Here is a 17,008-nt window from a genome sequence, read left to right as displayed (position 1 = left end):
TTCAGAGGCGTCCACCAGCCTCCGGGCCATGGCTGAGCAAGAGGTGATGGTGCGGCGGGCCCGAGCCGAGGACATACCGGGGCTCGTGGCGTCCAGTGCGGGTCTGTTCGCCGAGGACGGCGGGACCCGTGACCCGAGCATCAACGCCGACTGGCCGCGCGAGCACGGTGCCGAGTCGTTCGCGGCCGCATCGGCGGACGGGGCACGCCTCGTGCTCGTGGCGGAGCGGGAAGGGCGGATCGTGGGACACCTGACGGGCTCAGTGACCGGGGCCTCGGCCATGCGGCCGGTCAGGTCCGCCACGCTGATCGGCATGCACGTCCGACCCGAACACCGGCGGGCCGGCGCCGGCGGCACGCTCGTTGGTGAGTTCCTCGCCTGGGCCGGGGGCACGGGTGCCGGGCAGGTCGAGGTGGCCGCCTACTCCTCCAATACGGACGCCATCCGCTTCTGCGAACGCAACGGCTTCGCGCCGCAGGCGCTCACTCTGCGGCGCCCTCTCTGACGCCCCCGCGCAGCCGCAGTGCCCGCAGCGCGAGCTGCATCTCGAACTGGGCGGTCGGATCGTGGAGTTGGGCGCCGAACAGCTCGTCCAGCTGCCGCATCCGGTAGCGCACGGTCTGCGGATGCACGGCGAGCCGCTCCGCGACCTCGCTCGCGTTGCGGCCCGAGCCCAGCCAGCTCAGCAGGGTCTCCGCGAGGCGCTCGCGCTGCGGCGGGCGCACCCCCTCCAGCGGCCGCAGCCATCGTGCGGCCAGCGCGTCCGTCAGCGCGTCGTCGCGCAGCAGCAGAAGCGTGGACAGGTGGTCCTGGCAGCGCACCAGTCCGGCGTCCGGGAGGATGCCGCGCCTCATCAGGTCGAGTGCCTCCGCCGCCCAGCGCAGCGACCGCGCGCCGTCCTGCAGCGCGACCGTCGGACCCATGGCCGCGCGCATCCCCTGCAACGCCACGGCGACGGCCCGCGCCCGACCCGGCCCCTCGGGGTCGGGCACGACCAGCACGGCGGGTTGCACGTCGAACCGGGCGAGGAACTCCGGCGGCACGATGGGCGGCGTGGCGGTCGGCGCTCCGTGGCCGATCGCGACCATCGCCACACCGCGCGGCACCGGCCAGCGCGCACTGTGCGCCAGATCCGCGATCGCCTCGGCCGAGGCCGGAGGATCGGCGGTGAGCAGGTCGATCAGCCGGGTCCGCCGCTGCTGTAACTCGCCGGCCGCGTGCAAGCGGGCCTCCGTGTACCCCGCGGTGGTCGCGGCCGCCATCTCGTCCAGGTGCACGAACAGCGCCTCGCCGAACGCGCCCAGCACACTGCGCGGCAGCAGGTCGGCGTCCACCAGGGCGTTCACCCGGCGCCAGGTCACCCGCGCCCCGAGCCGCAGTGCCGACTGGAACGAGTCCAGGCTGCGCCCCTCCTCGGCCTCCCCGCGGCCGATGCGCCGGTACGTCGCCTTCACCGGCTCCCAGTCGGTGTCCGGCTTGGCCATGCGCTCCAGAAACCCACGCAGCGCATGGTCGACGCCCCGGTGCACGCCCTGCATGTACGTGTCGTCCGCCGGGCGCGCGTACTCGGGGATCTCCGTGCGGATCGCCTCCACGACCTCCTCGGTGATGTCGGCGAAGTACGGTCTGAGCCGGGCGTGCAGGCCCGTCGGCAACGCCTTGAACGGGCCCCCCGTCTCCTCGTCCACCACTGCGGCTCTCTTCGGCACGCGGCGACGATACCCGCCGGTAACACATCAGGGCTCATCAACGGCGGACAGTTGTGGGGTCGCGGACTGTCGTCCGGTGACAATCCGGTTCACGCGGAATGAGCCGCGTACACCCGCCGGCCCCCCACATAGGTGAGATCCACCTCGATGTCCGCGATCGCCTCCGGAGGCCCGTCGAACGGATCGCGGTCCAGCACCACGAGATCCGCCAGCGCCCCCGAGCGCACCTCACCGGTGTCGTCGAGGTGGTTCACGTACGCCGAACCGGACGTGTACGCCGTGAGCGCCTCCGCGAGGCCGATGCGCTCGGCGGGCAGGAAGGCCGGGGCGTCGCCTCCGGGCGTCACGCGGTTGACGGCGACGTGGATCCCCTCGAGCGGGTCGGGGCTGCTGACCGGCCAGTCGCTGCCCGCCGCGACCCTGGCCCCGGACCGCAGCAACGCGCCGAACGGGTACTGCCACCCGGCCCGTTCGGCTCCCAGGAAGGGGATCGTCAGCTCGTCCATCTGCGGCTCGTGGGCCGCCCACAGCGGCTGGATGTTCGCGCTCGCGCCGAGCCGGGCGAAGCGGGGCACGTCGTCGGGGTGCACCACCTGCAGGTGCGCCAGATGCGGCCGGGTGTCGCTCGGCCCGTTCGCGGTCCGCGCGGCCTCGATCGCGTCCAGGGCGTCGCGTACGGCACGGTCGCCCAGCGCGTGGAAGTGGCACTGGAAGCCGAGCGCGTCCAACTCGGTGACGTACTTGGGCAGATGGGCGGCGTCGATGAAGGCGGTGCCCCGATTGGCGGTCGCGCCGCCGCATTTGTCGAGGTACGGGTCCAGCAGGGCCGCGGTGCCGTTCTCGGCGACCCCGTCCAGCATCAGCTTCACGCTGCCGGCCCGGAAGCGGCCATGGCTCAACTCGTCGCGTCGCTCGACGAGCTCGGAGATCTGCTCGGCGCCGCGCCCGCGGTCCCACCACAGCGCGCCCACGACGCGTGCGGTGAGCGAGCCGTCGAGGGCCGCCGCTCGATACGTCTGCGAGGGGTCGGGCATGCCGAGGAAGTTCCCGACGAGGGCGTCCTGCCAGGCCGTGATGCCGAGGGAGTGGAGGTGCTGCTGGGCGTGCAGCAACGCGGCCAGCAGGTCGGCCGGAGTGGCCGTCGGCGTGAGCCGCCCGACCAGCCGCATCGCACCCTCCTGCAGCGTCCCGCTCGGCTCGCCCGAAGCGTCGCGCTCGATGCGCCCGTCGGCCGGGTCGGGTGTCTCCCGTGTGACGCCCGCGAGTTCGAGGGCGCGGCTGTTGACCCAGGCGCCGTGGTGGTCACGGTTGGGCAGATAGACCGGCCGGTCGGGGACGATCGCGTCCAGCAGTTCCTTCGTCGGCGTACCGCCCTCGAAGGCTTCCATGGACCAGCCGCCGCCGGTGATCCACTCCCGCTCCGGATGCGCCGCGGCGTACGCGCGGACCGCCGCCAAGGTCTCCTCGGCGCTCTTCGCCCCGGTCAGGTCGCACTGGGTGAGTTCCAGGCCGGCCGGCACCGGATGGACGTGCGCGTCCTGGAATCCCGGCAGCAGCAGCCGCCCGGCGAGGTCGACGACCTCGGTGCGCGGCCCGGCGAGCTCGCGCACCTCCTCGCCTCCGACGGCGAGGATGCGGTCGCCTGCGACGGCCACGGCGGTCGCGGTACGGCCCTCGGGAGTGAGGACGGGGCCGCCGGTGAAGAGGAGATCTGCGTGCATGGTCCGTTTCCTGGTGGGGGTCAGCGGGTCGTGGCGAGCAGCTGCGGCGCGTCGGCGTCCGTGCCGTCGCCGGTGCGGAAGTACGGGGAGCGGCGCACCCACCTGGCCCACGCGGCGGCCACGAAACCGGACGCGATCATGACCAGGGGAGTCAGCAGCAGGAACCACCCGTTGTCCGCACGCAGTTCGAGGTGGTCGGTGGAGGTGTAGAAGGACCAGCCGAGGTAACCGCCGAGCGACAGCAGGGCCGTCGCGCTCAGCGCGGGCAGCACGACCGCGCGTACGCCCTGACGCCAGTCCTCGCGCAGCAGGGCGCGGAAGCGTACGGCCGCGGCGAGCGCGGTGAGGGCGTAGGAGAGGGCCACGACGATGCCCACGGCGTTCACCGTCGCCATGATCATGTCGGCGAGCCGCGGGATGATCAGCGCCAGCGTCGCGACCGCCGCGGCCAGTGCCCCGATCAGCAGCGTTCCGGCGGCCGGCGTGCCGTACCGCGGACTGACCTTGGACCACACCGGCCCGAGCGTACGGTCCCGGCTCATCGCGAACATCGCCCGGGCCGTGGGAATCACCCCGGCCTGCAGCGAGGCGACCGCCGAGAACATCAGCGCCACGAGCGGCAGCACCGCCAGCGGCTGGGAGGCCAGCCGTTCGCCGAAGTAGGCCAGGCCCTGGGCGCCGTGGCCCGCCAACTCCTCCTCGGACAGCACCCGTTGGAAGGCGATCGAGCCGAGCAGGAACAGGCCCAGCATCGTCACCAGGGTCGTGATGCCGGCCCGGGACGCGTCGCGGGGATCGCGCACCTCCTCGTTCACGCTGAAGGCGGCCTCGAAGCCCCAGTAACAGAACACCGACAGGAGCAGACCCTGTGCCAGCGCCTGCGCCGACGGGATCGCGAACGGGTCGAACCAGCTAAGGCTGAATGCGTGCGGGCCGGTGACGATGCCGTATCCGCAGAACCCGAGCAGTACGACGTACTCGAAGACGAGCAGCCCGGTCTGCAGCCGCGCCGCCGTACGGATGCCGGTGACGGCGGTCAGCGTCACGAGGACCAGGACCACCAGCCCCACGGCGGTCGTCTGTGCGGTCGAGCCCGGATCGAGGCCCAGGCCGCCGAGCCGGTGCAGGCCGGCGTCGCCGGCCAGTTGCAGGAGCGCGGACCCGGTGACCGCAGTGGTGTACGCGAGGAAGGCCACCGTGGCCACGATGTTCACCCAGCCGACCATGAAACCGAGCCAGGGCGTCAGCGAACGGCCGACCCACACATAGCCGTTGCCCGCGTTCGGTTCGACCTTGTTCAGGCGGGAGTAGGCGCCCGCGATGCCCAGGATCGGCAGGAAGGCGAGCAGCATGATCGCGGGCAGATGCAGCCCCACCACCCCGGCCGTGACGCCGAGGCCGATGCCGATGCTGGTCGTGGCCGCCGTACTGGACGCGGCGATGGCGACGCCGTCCAGGACACCGAGGGACTTGCGCAGCACGGGCCGCGTGGGAGGGACGACATAGGGCTTGTCGGTCATGCCAGCACTCCGCTTGCACCGGGGGGCCTGGTCGGCCCCGGTGAACGCACATGAAACTGCCCGGGGGCTTAACAGGTCAACGGTGTTGTCGTAAGGTTCCGGCACCAGTCCTGGGAGGCCAGCCATGAGTGATCGCGTCGTTCCGCCCGCCGCCCGGCAGCGCAGGCGCCCCACCAAGCAGGGCGTCGTCCTCTCCGAAGGACTGATCGTCGAGACGGCCCTCAGGCTCATCGAGGAGCACGGCGCCGACGCGCTGTCCGTCCGCCGCCTCGGCCGCGCCCTCGGCGCCGACCCCAGCTCCCTCTACCGCTACTTCCGCCACACCGACGACCTGATGCTCGCCATCGCCGACGAGCTCATCGGCCGTACGCTGCGGATCTGGCGTCCGACCGGCGACTGGCTCGCCGACCTGCGCGACCTCGGTCTGCGGATGCACGCCGGGGCACTCGCGCATCCGCGGGCGTCGGTGCTCAGCTCCTATCGCGTCACCGGGGGCGTCCATGAGATCCAGGCTGTGGAGACGATCCTCGGCGTGCTGCGGGGCGCCGGCTTCCCCGACGCGGAGGCGGTGGCGATCTACCACGCCTTCGTCGACCAGGCCCTCGCCTTCGGCGCCCTCGACTCCGCGAACACCGCGCTGCCCAGGGAGGCCCGCGAGGCGGAGGCGGACGTGTGGCGGGCGACGTACGCGCGGCTGCCCGCCGAGTCGCACCCGCACATCGCCGCCACGGCCCGCCACCTCGTCGCCGCCATGCGGCACAGCTCATACCCGGCGGCCCTGGAGTTCCTGCTGAGCGCGGCGGCGGCGCGCCTGGCGGAGATCCGGGCCCGGACGGGGGAGTGACGGTCACACTGGGAGGCGCGTGACCGTCAGGGGGGTACGCCGTTCCTTTCAGGTGCCTCAGGAGGCTGTCCGACGATGACCCCACCACCCGCACGCCCCGCCGAGCAGCGCAAGCACGACACGCTGCACCGCCTGGAACACGACGTGGACGCCTGGGTCGCCACGGCCGACGAGCAGGGCGGTGCGCCGTACCTCGTCCCGCTGTCCTTCGTCTGGGACGGTGCCACCCTCCTGTTCGCCACGCCGGCCGCCAGCCCCACCGGACGGAACCTGCTGGCCACCCGCAGGGTGCGGCTCGGTATCGGTCCGACCCGTGACGTGGTCCTCGTCGAGGGCACCGTAGAGGCCGTGCCGCCCGCCGAGCTGCCGGAGGAGGACGCCGAGATCTTCGCGGGCAAGACCGGCTTCGATCCGCGCCGGCTGGCCACGCCCTACCTGTATTTCCGCGTCCTGCCGTGCCGGGTGCAGGCCTGGCGCGAGGCCGACGAACTGGAGGGGCGGGAGCTGATGCGGGGCGGGGAGTGGCTGGTGGGCGGCTGAAACCGGGGTAACCGCAAGGTCGGGGGCGGGCTCGTCCGCCCATGCCCCACGAACCTGCGGAGGAGACATGGCAGTGGTGAAAGCGGGCGTCGTCGTGCTCGACTGCGCCGAGCCGGAGAAGCTCGCCGAGTTCTACAGGCAACTGCTGGACGCCGAGGAGACCGGCGCGTCGGCCAACCGGGTGGAGATCAGGGGCGCCGGCGGGACCCGGCTTGCCTTCCGCCGCGACGTCAACGCCACCCCGCCCAGCTGGCCGCGGCCCGAGAACTCCCTCCAGGTCCACCTCGACTTCGTGGTGGAGGACCTGGACGAGGCGGAACGCAAGATCATCGGCCTCGGCGGACGCCCACTGGAGACGAAGGACGCCGCGGGCCGGTACGAGGAACGAGGCTACGCCGACCCGGCCGGCCACTCCTTCACCCTGCGCCGGGTTCCGCAGACGGCCCCCAAGCAGGGGTGAGGGGGCCGCGCGGGCCGCGGGCCCGGTCCCCGGGACCCGCAAGCGCGGGTGAACGAAGCAACCCACCGTTCCTGTGGACTGAGTAGAAGTGACTCCGCTCAGCCGCACGCCCCGAACGGTCTTGGGCGCACTGGTCCCCGGCGTACTCGACCCCGGGGCAGCGACACGGATCCTGTCCGTGGTCCTATCCCGGGAGGCCGGTTCCCTCACGACCTGGCCATGTGGTTGCGGGCAGAGGCGACGGGGAGGCCCCGAACCATCACTCCGGTGGAGCGGGGGCCCCCGCACGCTGGCGCCGTACCCGGCGTCCCAGATCGCACGATCACCGTAGCCCGAACGGCCCAGGACGCCGCAAGCCCGGAAGCCGACCATCACACGATCGAGTTAAACCGCCCTCGCGCACGCTCCCTGGCGAGCAGCTGGCAACCCCGCGGCATCAGCCGGCCCGCACGATGCACCCGCGCCGCGGCCGCGGGCCCTGCACGATCACGGTCTGATCAGGCCCGACCCCCTTTCTCCTTGACCGGCCACGCCCCGGTCGACCGTGCGATCGCCTTCGCGCCGGAGCGGTCCACGGCGCTGCGTACGACCGCGAAGATCGCGCCCTGGATCGCGGCCGCGAGCAGGATCTCCCCCCAGCCGCGGTCCGGGTCCAGCGGGTCGGGCGCGTCGTCCTCGTGCCGGAGAGCCTTCCACGTCTTGCGGAAGGCGAGCCCCGCGAGCGCCCCGCTCGCCCAGCCGAGCGCGAACCCGACGGGCTGGTAGACGAGGGAGAGTTTCTTCTTCTTGGCCACGGACGCCTCCTTGGGGTGCGGGTGGGTCGAGTGGATCAGGGCCGCCCCTGGGGCGGGACCTCTTCGCCGGTGTGCACCGGCCCGGGCGGTGTCCCGTCCCCGAACGGGCGCCCGCCCAGCTCCGCGCGGTGATGCTGCGTCAGCCAGCCGGACGGGTCCGGGCCGAGGGCGACGATGCGGGTCGGATTGATGCCGGTGTGCACCTGGTAGTAGTGCCGCTTGATGTGGTCGAAGTCGACGGTGTCACCGAAGCCGGGCGTCTGGTAGAGGTCGCGGGCGTACGCCCACAGGACCTGATTCTCCGTCAACTTCCAGCGGTTGCACTTGAAGTGACCGTGGTAGACGGCGTCGAACCGCACGAGTGTGGTGAACAGCCGGATGTCCGCCTCGGTGATCGTGTCCCCGACCAGATAGCGCCGCCGGGCGAGCCGCGGCGTCAGCAGCTCCAGCCGCCGGAACACCGCCTCGCACGCCTCCTCGTACTCCTCCTGCTCAATGGCGAAGCCGGCCCGGTACACCCCGTTGTTGACGTCCTCGTAGACGTCCGCCATCACCGTGTCGATCTCGTCGCGATGCGCCTGGGGGTAGAGGTCGGGCGCCCCCTCCCGGTGCAGCGCCGTCCATTCGGTGGCAAGGTCGAGGGTGATCCGCTGGTAGTCGTTGGTGACCAGCTTGCCGGTGGGTACGTCCACGACGGCCGGCACGCTGACCCCGCCCGGATAGCCGGTCTCCCGCCTGTCGTAGGCCTCGCTGAGGTAGCGGATACCGAGCACGGGGTCGCGGCCGTCCGGGTCGAGGGTGAAGCGCCAGCTGCGGTCGTCCTGGATCGGATCGGCGATCGCCATCGACAGGGCGCCCTCCAGACCCAGCAGCCGCCGCGAGATCACCGCCCGGCTCGCCCACGGGCAGGCCCGGCTGACCACGAGACGGTAGCGTCCGCTCTCCACCGGCCAGCCGTCCCGGCCGTCCGTGGTGATCCGGTCCGTGAAGTGGCTCTTGGACCGCTTGAACGTCGTGTGACCGTAGGCGCGGTTGCCGTTGCCCCCGCCACTCATGATTTCCTCCTGTCGTAGTGCGTGACCTGCGTGTTGTACCGGCTGCCCTGTCCGGGTTCCCCGATTTCCGCGGGTGGCACGGTGTGAGCGCCGCCGCCCGGGGCAGTCGGCCAAGGTGAGCGGTGCAGCGTCTGATCGGAAAGCGGACCGGAAGACACGCGTGACCGTACTGGTGGCGCTGGCGGCCAACCTGGTCATCGCCGCCGCGAAGGCGGCCGGAGGCCTGATCGCGCACTCGCCCGCCCTGCTGTCGGAGGCGGCCCACTCCGTGGCCGACAGCCTCAACGAGGTGTTCCTGCTGGCCGCGCTGCGCCGCAGCCGCCGACCCGCCGACGCGCGCCACCCCTTCGGCTACGGCAAGGAGCGGTTCTTCTGGTCACTCCTCGCGGCCGTCGGGATCTTCGTCATGGGCGGCTGCTTCTCCTTCTTCCAGGGCTTCGAGGCGCTACGGAACGGCGCGGAGGAGAAGTTCAGCGGGTACGTGGCGGGCCTGATCGTGCTGGGAGTCGCCTTCGTCGCCGAGGGCGCCTCGCTCGCACGGGCCCTGCACCAGGTGCACAAGCAGGGCGGCACGGCCGGCGGCCTGCGTGACCCCGCCCTGCGCACGGTCGTCGCCGAGGACGGCACGGCGGTGCTCGGCGTGACCCTCGCCTTCGCCGGCATGGTCCTGCACATGGTCACCGGGCTGGTCGTGTGGGAGGCCTCCGCGTCCTTCGCGATCGGTGCGCTGCTCGTCTTCGTCGCCTACCGGCTGGGGCGTGACGCCCGCGACCAGCTGATCGGGGAGGCCGCAGGCCCGGAGGCGAGCGGCAGGATCCGCTCGCTGCTCGAGGCGCAGCCCGAAATCGACAGCGTGGAGGCGCTGTTCAGCATGAAGACCGGCCTGGACACCGCGCTGGTGGCGGCCCGCGTCGACCTCGTTCCTGGCCTCGACAGCGAGCGGGTCGAGGACGTCGCCGACCGCATCAAGCGGTCCATCTTCCGAACCGTGCCCGAGGCGGACCAGATCTTCCTCGACGTGACCGACCGGCCGGAGCGCGAGGCACGGGAAAGCCCCGCCGCGACGGGGGAACGCGGCGGGGCCTGACGCTCGGGTGCCCGGCGGGAACGGGTTCATGCGTCCCAGCGCGAATATTTCCGCGGAATTCTTCCGCCCCGCCGTCGGCGCAGGTCAGTGCCCGTCGGCGGACTCCACGACGAACACCGGGATCTCCCGCGCCGTCTTCTTCTGGTAGTCGGCGTACGGCGGATAGGCCGCGACGGCACGCTCCCACCACTCGGCCTTCTCCTCGCCGGTGACCTCGCGGGCCTTCATGTCCTGCTTCACCGGCCCGTCCTGGAGCTCCACATGCGGATCGGCCTTGATGTTGTGGTACCAGACCGGGTGCGTGGGCGCCCCGCCCTGGGAGGCGACCACGGCGTACCGTCCCTCGTGCTCCACGCGCATCAGTGGCGTCTTCCGGATCTTGCCGCTCCTGGCGCCCCGCGTCGTGAGCAGGATCACCGGCATGCCCGTGTCCAGCAGGGTCGTCCCCCGCGTGCCGCCGGAGCTCTCGTACACCTCCACCTGTTCACGCACCCACTGCGTCGGGCTGGGTTCGTACTCACCCTCGAGAGGCATGGCATCCCTCCCCTTCGTCTTCGTCGTGCCGTGCGGTGACTCGTCCGGTTCTTCAACACCGGTACCCGCGTGTTTCATCCGCACCGCTCCCGTCCTCATACGACCATCCGCACGGCGAGCGCGGCGATCACCGAGCTGGACACGAGCGCCGTCGTCAACCGTCCCCGGCCACCGGTGAGTGCACGGCCGAGCAGCGCGCCGCCACCGGCGAGCAGCAGCTGCCAGCTCGCGGAGGCGACGAAGGCCGCCAGGACGAACACGCCCTGCTCCAGGGGCCGTACGGCGTCCGCCGCCCCCGTGCCGAGGACGAGCGCCGCGAAGTAGATCACGGTGGTGGGGTTGAGGAGTGTGATGCCCAGCAGTCCCACATAGGCCCGAGCGGGGTTCGGGGGAGGGGGATCCGAACGGGTTGCGAGCCGGTGTGCGCGGTAGTGCCGTACGGCGCTGACCGCACCGCGTACCGCCAGCGCGAGGAGCACCAGGGCGGCGGCCCAGCGCAGCGGGACCAGAACCGGCCGCAGCGCGGCGGCCAGGGCGGAGCCCCCGATCGTGGCGAGAAGCGCGTAGAACCCGTCGGCGGTGGCGACGCCGAGCGCGGCGCAGACACCGGTGCGCAGGGACGTACGGGCGGTGAGGGAGACGAGATACGTCGCGACCGCGCCGACGGGTACGGCGATGCCGTAGCCCGCGACCAGGCCGGCGACGAGCGCGGCCGTCACGATCGGACGGGATCGGGCCTCCGCGGACGGCCGGGCTGCTGCCGCCCGCGCACCGGACGAACGGCGGCGGGCGTCGGCGGCAGAAAGGCATCGGTCGCAGGCATGGCGCGATCCTGAGGGGCGCGGAGCAGCGGCGGCAACCGATTTACACGGGTGAGGGCGCCGAGGACGGGTGCGGTGCCGCCGGCTCGGCGCAGCGCAGCGGTGAACTCCGGCCAGTCTGCCGGGTTCGCCGATCTGGCCGAACTCTGCGTCGCCTTATAGATGCCCGAGGCATCTAATGAAGATCGGCACGACGCATCCTTCGTCTGCGAGGTCTTCCATGACGCAACTGTCGGAACCCGTCGCCTTTCCCCAGGACCGCACCTGCCCCTACCACCCGCCCACCGCCTACGATCCACTGCGCGCCGCGCGCCCCCTGGCCCGCGTCACCCTCTTCGACGGCCGCCCCGTCTGGCTGGTCACCGGGCACGGCGCCGCCCGTGACCTCCTCGCCGATCCGCGCCTGTCGACCGACCGCACCCGCCCCGGCTTCCCCGCACCCACCGCACGCTTCGCGGCCGTGCGCCACCTCAGGACCGCACTCCTGGGCGTCGACGACCCCGAACACCGAACCCAGCGCCGCATGATGGTCCCGAGCTTCACCCTGAAACGGGCCACCGAACTGCGGCCGGACATCCAGCGGATCGTCGACGAGCGGCTGGACGCGATGATCGCGCAAGGCCCGCCCGCCGAACTGGTGAGCGCCTTCGCGCTGCCCGTGCCCTCGATGGTGATCTGTGCGTTGCTCGGCGTCCCGTACGCCGACCACGAGTTCTTCGAGGAGCAGTCGCGGCGGCTGCTGCGCGGCCCTGACCCCGCCGACACACTGGACGCCCGCGGCCGGCTCGAGGCGTACCTGGGTGAGCTGATCGAGCGCAAGCAGAAGGAACCGCCGGGCGAAGGAGTGCTGGACGATCTGGTCCACCAGCAGTTGCGCGACGGCACGGTGGACCGCGCCGAGCTGATCGCCCTGGCGATCATCCTCCTGGTCGCGGGTCACGAGACGACCGCCAACATGATCTCGCTCGGCACCTACACGCTGCTCCAGCACCCCGAGCGGCTGGCCGAGTTGCGGGCCGATCCCACGCTGCTGCCCGCGGCCGTCGAGGAGCTGATGCGGATGCTGTCCATCGCGGACGGGCTGCTGCGGCTGGCCACCGAGGACATCGACGTGGCCGGGACGACGATCCGGGCCGGCGACGGCGTGGTCTTCGCGACCTCGGTCATCAACCGCGACGAGACCCTCTACACCGACCCGGACACCCTCGACTGGCACCGCCCGGCCCGCCACCACGTGGCCTTCGGGTTCGGCATCCACCAGTGCCTGGGCCAGAACCTGGCCCGCGCCGAGATGGAGATCGCCCTGCGCACCCTCTTCGCGCGCCTGCCCCGCCTGCGCCTCGCGGCTCCCGCCGACGAGATCCCCTTCAAACCCGGCGACACGATCCAGGGGATGCTGGAACTCCCCGTGACCTGGTAGGGACTCCGGTCATGCACATCGAGATCGACAAGCACGTCTGCATCGGCGCAGGCCAATGCGCACTGGCCGCGCCGGGCGTCTTCACCCAGGACGACGAAGGCTTCAGCGCCCTCCTGCCGGGCCGTGCGCACGGCGCCGACGACCCGATGCTCCGGGAAGCAGCGCGGGCTTGCCCGGTGGGCGCCATCACGCTGTCGGACACGGTGGGTTGACATCGGGCGGCGCAGGCCAGCGCGTTTGGATCGGACGGATCCAAGACCGGCCGCGCCGCCGCGCGCCTCGGGCGTCACGCGCAGAGGGAGACACGGCAGCCGAGCCGCTGACGAGGGGCGAGACCTCAGCGAGTCCCCGGCAGGGACGTCTCCCGCAGTGAGGCGCCGGCGGGGACGTCACCTCACCGGGCCCGCAGCAGCAGCCGTACCGCCTCGCGTGCCTCGGCCGCGGGGCCGGTGCCGTCGGTGATGCCCGCTGTGACCATGGCCCCCTCGGCGAGCAGGTACAGGCGGCCGCCGAGCGCGGTGGGCAGCCCCGCGCCGGTCACCGGAGCAGCGGGGCAGTCGCGGAACGCCCGCGTGTGCGCACGGACCCGGTCCGCCACGCTGACCTCGTACGAGTTGATCCAGGCGCAGCCGCGGAAGCCGTCCTCGGCGAACCACCGCTCGAGCCGGTCGAAGACGGCGAGGATCCGCAGTTCGGGGTCCTCGTGCCGCCCGACGTACTCCCCGAGCCGCCAGGGCGGCGCACGTCACGCTGTTCCAGATCGCCTCCACCAGCTGCTCCTTCGCGGGGAAGAGCTGGTAGAGGCGCTTGAGCAGAAGCTCCAGGCCGCCGAGGACGCCTGGAACACCCGCGACCCGTACAGAAGGAGCGCCGCCTCTTCGAGCCGCGCCCGAGGCCGAACGAGGGCGGTCCTTCCCGCTTCAGTAGGGTTCACACGTGACCGAACAGGACGGGAAGCCTTTCCTCTACGTCGTCGTCTGCGCGGCCGGAATCGCCGTGGAGGTCAGCAAGTTGATCACTGCGGCCCAGGAGCGGGACTGGGAGGTCGGCGTCATCGCCACGCCCCTCGCCATGAACGGTTTCTTCGACACCGACGCCGTCGAGGCCCAGACCGGCCGCCCCATCCGCTCGGCCTGGCGCCGGCCCGCCGACCCCCGCCCCTTCCCGGCCCCCGACGCGGTCGTCGTCGCGCCCGCCACCTTCAACACCATCAACAAATGGGCGGCGGGCCTGGCCGACACCCTCGCCGTGGGCACCCTCTGCGAGGTGTCGGGACTCGGCGTCCCGATCGCCGTACTGCCCTGTGTGGCCGACGCGCTGGCCGCCCACCCCGCCTACCGGGAGAGCCTGACACGTCTGCGCGGGATGGGCATCCGCTTCGGGGATCCGTACGCCGGTGAGGCGGGGGAGGACGGCGGGCGGCCGGGGTTCGGGTGGGAGCGGGCGCTGGATCTGCTGGGATGACTCGTCGGGCCGTCACCTCCACGGCACAGCTGCACTGCCTCTGAAAGGTCGTCAGCCCCAGCAGACACGTCCGACCCTGAGCGCACAGGAAGTCGTACGCTCCCCAGGTACCCCACTCCGAAGGCAGGAGCAGCAACGATGCAGTACGTGAAGCTCGGTTCGACGGGTCTGGACGTGTCGCGGATCTGTCTGGGCTGCATGACCTACGGACTTCCCGACCGCGGCGCACACGAGTGGACGCTCGACGAGGAGGCGTCGCGCCCGCTGATCCGGCAGGCGCTCGAGGCCGGGATCAACTTCTTCGACACGGCGAACGTCTACTCCGACGGCACCAGCGAGGAGATCGTCGGCAAGGCGCTGCGCGACTTCGCCCACCGCGACGACATCGTGCTCGCCACGAAGGTGCACGGCCGGATGCGGCCCGGGCCCAACGGCGGCGGCCTGTCCCGCAAGGCGATCATGGCCGAGATCGACCACAGCCTCAGCCGCCTCGGCACGGACTACGTCGACCTCTACCAGATCCACCGTTTCGACCCGCACACCCCCGTCGAGGAGACGATGGAGGCGCTGCACGACCTGGTGAAGGCGGGCAAGGTGCGCTACATCGGGGCGAGTTCGATGTACGCCTGGCAGTTCTCCAAGATGCAGTACACGGCCGAACGGCACGGCTGGACCAAGTTCGTGTCCATGCAGAACCACTACAACCTCCTCTATCGCGAGGAGGAGCGGGAGATGCTGCCGCTGTGCGCGGACCAGGGCGTCGGCGTACTGCCCTGGAGCCCCCTCGCCCGCGGCCGCCTCACCCGCGACTGGGGCACCGAGACCAACCGCAGCGCCACCGACACCTTCGGCAGCACCCTCTACCCCGAGGGCGATCGCGCGATCGTGGAAACGGTCACCCGCATCGCGAACGAACGCGGCGTTCCCCGCGCCCAGGTGGCCCTCGCCTGGCTGCTCCACCAGGACACGGTGACGGCACCGATCGTCGGCGCGGCCAAGCAGGTTCACATCGAGGATGCGGTGGCGGCGGAGGAACTCCGGCTGACCGACAAGGAGTTGGAGGAACTGCAACAGCCCTACGCTCCCCACCCGATCGTCGGTCACTGAAGCGTGGGCTAGTGGGGCCCGTGCGGTGCGAACTCAGTGCCGCACGGCCCCGCCCCCTCACTCTCCGCCAGAGCCACCCGCTCCCCGCTCATCGACAACGTCCGGTAGTACTGGCCGATGCGCTCGGCCGAACGACCGACGTAATGCCCGATGAAAGACCGCCGGAACCGATCAGCCGTACGGTTCGGCTGAGAGCCGTGCACCACGCTCCCGTTGAAGAACAACACATCCCCCGGCGCCATATCCACCGGCACCGCTTCCAGCCCCGGCGGGGGCGCCACGTACTCCCGGGCGAACGACACCTCCTCGTCCGCCTCCTCCGGGCAGAACAAGTCCATCCGATGCGTGCCGGGGACCACCTCGAGCCCCCCGTTCTCCCGGTCGATCACATCGCAGGCGATCCACGCCGCCACGCACGTCCCCGGTTCGACCCGCAGGTAGAAGTTGTCCTGGTGCAAGGCCTGACCACGGGCCCCCGGCGGTTTGAAGTAGAACATGCTCTGCGCGGCCAGGACCTCCTCGCCGAGCAGCAGCTCCAGCACGTCCCGCAGCCGCGCGTCGAGCAGCACCTCCCGCGCCCGGGGGTTGATCACGTGAGGGTGCATCACCCGCGGATACCCGGCCAGCGGATCGGATCCGGGCCGCGGCTCGAAGTGCCCCGGCACGGGCCGCCCCGCCGTGTGCAGCGCCGCGAACCCGTCGCACAGCCGGTCGATCTCGTCGTGCCCGAACATTCCGCGGACGACCGTGAAACCGTCCTCCTGCCACTGCCGGAGCCCCTCCCGCGTCAGTATGGGTGCGCCGGCGGCGCCGATGTCCGTGACCGTCATGTGTCTTCTCCTCGGTGCGGTGTCCTCGGCTTGTCACGCTAGGCCGACGCGGTGGACGGGAGGATGCCCATGCGTGCTGACGACTTGCCTGTGGCTGCTGTGCCCGGGGACCCCTCCCCGCCGCCCGGTCTGGTGGTCGTCGGCCATTTCGACCAGCCCGCCGGGTACGCGGTCAACCGGCCCAGGGGCTCCGACAGTTGGCTGTTCACCTGGACGACGGGCGGCCAGGGCCGACTGCGCCAGGGGAGCGCCCGGACGACGGCGGGTACGGGGGACCTTGTCGTGCTCGCGCCGGGTGTCCGGCACGGCTACGCGGTCGAAGCCGGCGCACCGCACTGGCGGTTCTGGTGGGTGCACTGCCAGGCACGGCCCACCTGGACGTCATGGCTGCGCCCGTACGACGCGGGTGACGGGATGTACGCCGTCACCCCCGTCCCGGCCGGCCTGCACAGCCGCGTCGATTCGGCGTTCCGCCGGATGCTCGCCGATGCCCGCCGGCCGGAGACCGGACCGCCTCCCGCCACCACACCCGCGGACGACAGGATCGCCGTCGCCCACGGCACCGCCGCACGCGAACTGGCCCTGTGCGCGCTGGAGGAGGTCGTCCTCCTCACGGCCGCCGCGGCTCGCACACCGCAGCCCCCGCCCGGCGTCGATGCCCGGGTGCGCCGGGCCGAGGCGCTGATCGCCGCCGATCCGGGCGCCCCGCACACGGTCCGCTCACTCGCGGAGAGTGTCGCGCTGTCGCCCTCGCGTTTCGCGCACCTGTTCACCCAGCAGCTCGGCCTGTCACCGATGCGGGCCCTGCGCGAGGCACGTCTGAGTCATGCCGCCCGGCTGCTGGAGAGCACCGACCTGTCCGTGGAACGCGTCGCCGCAGCCTCGGCGTTCGCCAGCCCCTTCCACTTCAACCGGGTGTTCCGCGAGCGGTACGGGATGCCGCCGGGCGCATACCGGGCCGCACAGGGCGGCTGACCGCGGCGTCGGGGCACTCGGCTATTGGTTTCGCAACGGTCCCGTTGTCGGCGCCGGTGAACAAGCAGCACCGGCGTGATCTGCTGGGCCGTCGGCCGTCAATGGTTTTCGGGGCGCGGGCGCCCAC

General features: G+C 71.8%; 19 protein-coding genes. 10 read left to right on the top strand and 9 right to left on the bottom strand.

All coding sequences use genetic code 11. The annotated features are described in order from the left end of the window. Positions 1–28: 28 nt before the first annotated feature. The gene (locus tag ABZO29_RS06170) at positions 29–505 is read left to right on the top strand and encodes an N-acetyltransferase family protein (protein ID WP_367319109.1); all 477 of its coding nucleotides are present in this window, start codon (positions 29–31) and stop codon (positions 503–505) included. Here the strand turns inward: ABZO29_RS06170 and ABZO29_RS06165 are convergent. The 3 genes from ABZO29_RS06165 to ABZO29_RS06155 all read right to left on the bottom strand — a co-directional run bounded on the left by ABZO29_RS06165 (position 483) and on the right by ABZO29_RS06155 (position 4,950). Beyond that, complete coding sequence (locus ABZO29_RS06165) at positions 483–1,709, bottom strand: PucR family transcriptional regulator (protein ID WP_367319108.1); 1,227 nt, start codon at positions 1,707–1,709, stop codon at positions 483–485. The genes ABZO29_RS06170 and ABZO29_RS06165 overlap by 23 nt on opposite strands. 89 nt (positions 1,710–1,798) lie before the next feature. Beyond that, entirely contained in the window at positions 1,799–3,430 is a 1,632-nt protein-coding gene (locus tag ABZO29_RS06160) for an amidohydrolase (protein WP_367319107.1), read from the bottom strand. A gap of 20 nt (positions 3,431–3,450) precedes the next feature. Further along, on the bottom strand, positions 3,451–4,950 hold the full coding sequence (locus ABZO29_RS06155) for an APC family permease (protein ID WP_367319106.1): 1,500 nt from the start codon (positions 4,948–4,950) through the stop codon (positions 3,451–3,453). A 124-nt stretch (positions 4,951–5,074) separates the two neighbouring features. On the opposite strand from ABZO29_RS06155, the gene ABZO29_RS06150 reads away from it, so the two are divergent. From ABZO29_RS06150 to ABZO29_RS06140, 3 genes are all read left to right on the top strand, one after another. Next, entirely contained in the window at positions 5,075–5,794 is a 720-nt protein-coding gene (locus ABZO29_RS06150) for a helix-turn-helix domain-containing protein (protein WP_367319105.1), read from the top strand. A gap of 75 nt (positions 5,795–5,869) precedes the next feature. Then, positions 5,870–6,334: a pyridoxamine 5'-phosphate oxidase family protein gene (locus ABZO29_RS06145; RefSeq protein WP_367319104.1), complete on the top strand. Its 465-nt coding sequence runs from the start codon at positions 5,870–5,872 to the stop codon at positions 6,332–6,334. Between the two features lie 67 nt (positions 6,335–6,401). Next, the gene (locus ABZO29_RS06140) at positions 6,402–6,794 is read left to right on the top strand and encodes a VOC family protein (protein WP_367319103.1); all 393 of its coding nucleotides are present in this window, start codon (positions 6,402–6,404) and stop codon (positions 6,792–6,794) included. 497 nt (positions 6,795–7,291) lie between these two features. On the opposite strand, the gene ABZO29_RS06135 is transcribed toward ABZO29_RS06140, so the two are convergent. Both ABZO29_RS06135 and ABZO29_RS06130 read right to left on the bottom strand, forming a co-directional pair. Continuing rightward, complete coding sequence (locus ABZO29_RS06135; protein ID WP_367319102.1) at positions 7,292–7,588, bottom strand: DUF4235 domain-containing protein; 297 nt, start codon at positions 7,586–7,588, stop codon at positions 7,292–7,294. Between the two features lie 35 nt (positions 7,589–7,623). Then, positions 7,624–8,643, bottom strand: coding sequence for a glutathione S-transferase family protein (locus tag ABZO29_RS06130; protein ID WP_367319101.1), 1,020 nt, complete (start codon positions 8,641–8,643; stop codon positions 7,624–7,626). 160 nt (positions 8,644–8,803) lie between these two features. On the opposite strand from ABZO29_RS06130, the gene ABZO29_RS06125 reads away from it, so the two are divergent. Next, on the top strand, positions 8,804–9,730 hold the full coding sequence (locus ABZO29_RS06125; RefSeq protein WP_367319100.1) for a cation diffusion facilitator family transporter: 927 nt from the start codon (positions 8,804–8,806) through the stop codon (positions 9,728–9,730). Between the two features lie 84 nt (positions 9,731–9,814). Here ABZO29_RS06125 and ABZO29_RS06120 read toward each other — a convergent pair whose 3' ends face one another. Together ABZO29_RS06120 and ABZO29_RS06115 are read right to left on the bottom strand one after the other, a co-directional pair. Beyond that, positions 9,815–10,264, bottom strand: a complete 450-nt coding sequence (locus ABZO29_RS06120; RefSeq protein ID WP_367319099.1) for a nitroreductase family deazaflavin-dependent oxidoreductase — start codon at positions 10,262–10,264, stop codon at positions 9,815–9,817. Between the two features lie 95 nt (positions 10,265–10,359). Then, positions 10,360–10,983, bottom strand: a complete 624-nt coding sequence (locus tag ABZO29_RS06115) for a LysE family transporter (RefSeq protein ID WP_367319098.1) — start codon at positions 10,981–10,983, stop codon at positions 10,360–10,362. Positions 10,984–11,305: 322 nt separating this feature from the next. Here ABZO29_RS06115 and ABZO29_RS06110 point away from each other — a divergent pair, with 322 nt between their 5' ends. Together ABZO29_RS06110 and ABZO29_RS06105 are read left to right on the top strand one after the other, a co-directional pair. Further along, on the top strand, positions 11,306–12,505 hold the full coding sequence (locus ABZO29_RS06110) for a cytochrome P450 (protein ID WP_367319097.1): 1,200 nt from the start codon (positions 11,306–11,308) through the stop codon (positions 12,503–12,505). A gap of 11 nt (positions 12,506–12,516) precedes the next feature. Then, entirely contained in the window at positions 12,517–12,717 is a 201-nt protein-coding gene (locus ABZO29_RS06105; protein WP_367319096.1) for a ferredoxin, read from the top strand. A gap of 182 nt (positions 12,718–12,899) precedes the next feature. Here ABZO29_RS06105 and ABZO29_RS06100 read toward each other — a convergent pair whose 3' ends face one another. Beyond that, positions 12,900–13,103: a hypothetical protein gene (locus ABZO29_RS06100; RefSeq protein ID WP_367319095.1), complete on the bottom strand. Its 204-nt coding sequence runs from the start codon at positions 13,101–13,103 to the stop codon at positions 12,900–12,902. 338 nt (positions 13,104–13,441) lie between these two features. Between ABZO29_RS06100 and ABZO29_RS06095 the strand changes: the two genes are divergently transcribed. Continuing rightward, on the top strand, positions 13,442–13,969 hold the full coding sequence (locus ABZO29_RS06095) for a flavoprotein (RefSeq protein WP_367319094.1): 528 nt from the start codon (positions 13,442–13,444) through the stop codon (positions 13,967–13,969). 138 nt (positions 13,970–14,107) lie between these two features. Continuing rightward, positions 14,108–15,076 (top strand): aldo/keto reductase, encoded by a 969-nt coding sequence (locus tag ABZO29_RS06090; RefSeq protein ID WP_367319093.1) that lies wholly within the window; start codon positions 14,108–14,110, stop codon positions 15,074–15,076. 8 nt (positions 15,077–15,084) lie between these two features. On the opposite strand, the gene ABZO29_RS06085 is transcribed toward ABZO29_RS06090, so the two are convergent. Continuing rightward, positions 15,085–15,906: a phytanoyl-CoA dioxygenase family protein gene (locus ABZO29_RS06085; protein WP_367319092.1), complete on the bottom strand. Its 822-nt coding sequence runs from the start codon at positions 15,904–15,906 to the stop codon at positions 15,085–15,087. A gap of 69 nt (positions 15,907–15,975) precedes the next feature. Here ABZO29_RS06085 and ABZO29_RS06080 point away from each other — a divergent pair, with 69 nt between their 5' ends. Next, a complete protein-coding gene (locus tag ABZO29_RS06080) occupies positions 15,976–16,881 on the top strand; it encodes a helix-turn-helix domain-containing protein (RefSeq protein WP_367319091.1) in 906 nt (301 codons plus the stop codon). Positions 16,882–17,008 lie beyond the last annotated feature (127 nt).

The sequence above is a fragment of the Streptomyces sp. HUAS ZL42 genome, assembly GCF_040782645.1.
In the GTDB taxonomy this organism is placed as follows: Bacteria; Actinomycetota; Actinomycetes; order Streptomycetales; family Streptomycetaceae; genus Streptomyces.
Note: the sequence above shows the minus strand (reverse complement) of the source record. Positions and strands in the feature narration are given on the sequence as shown.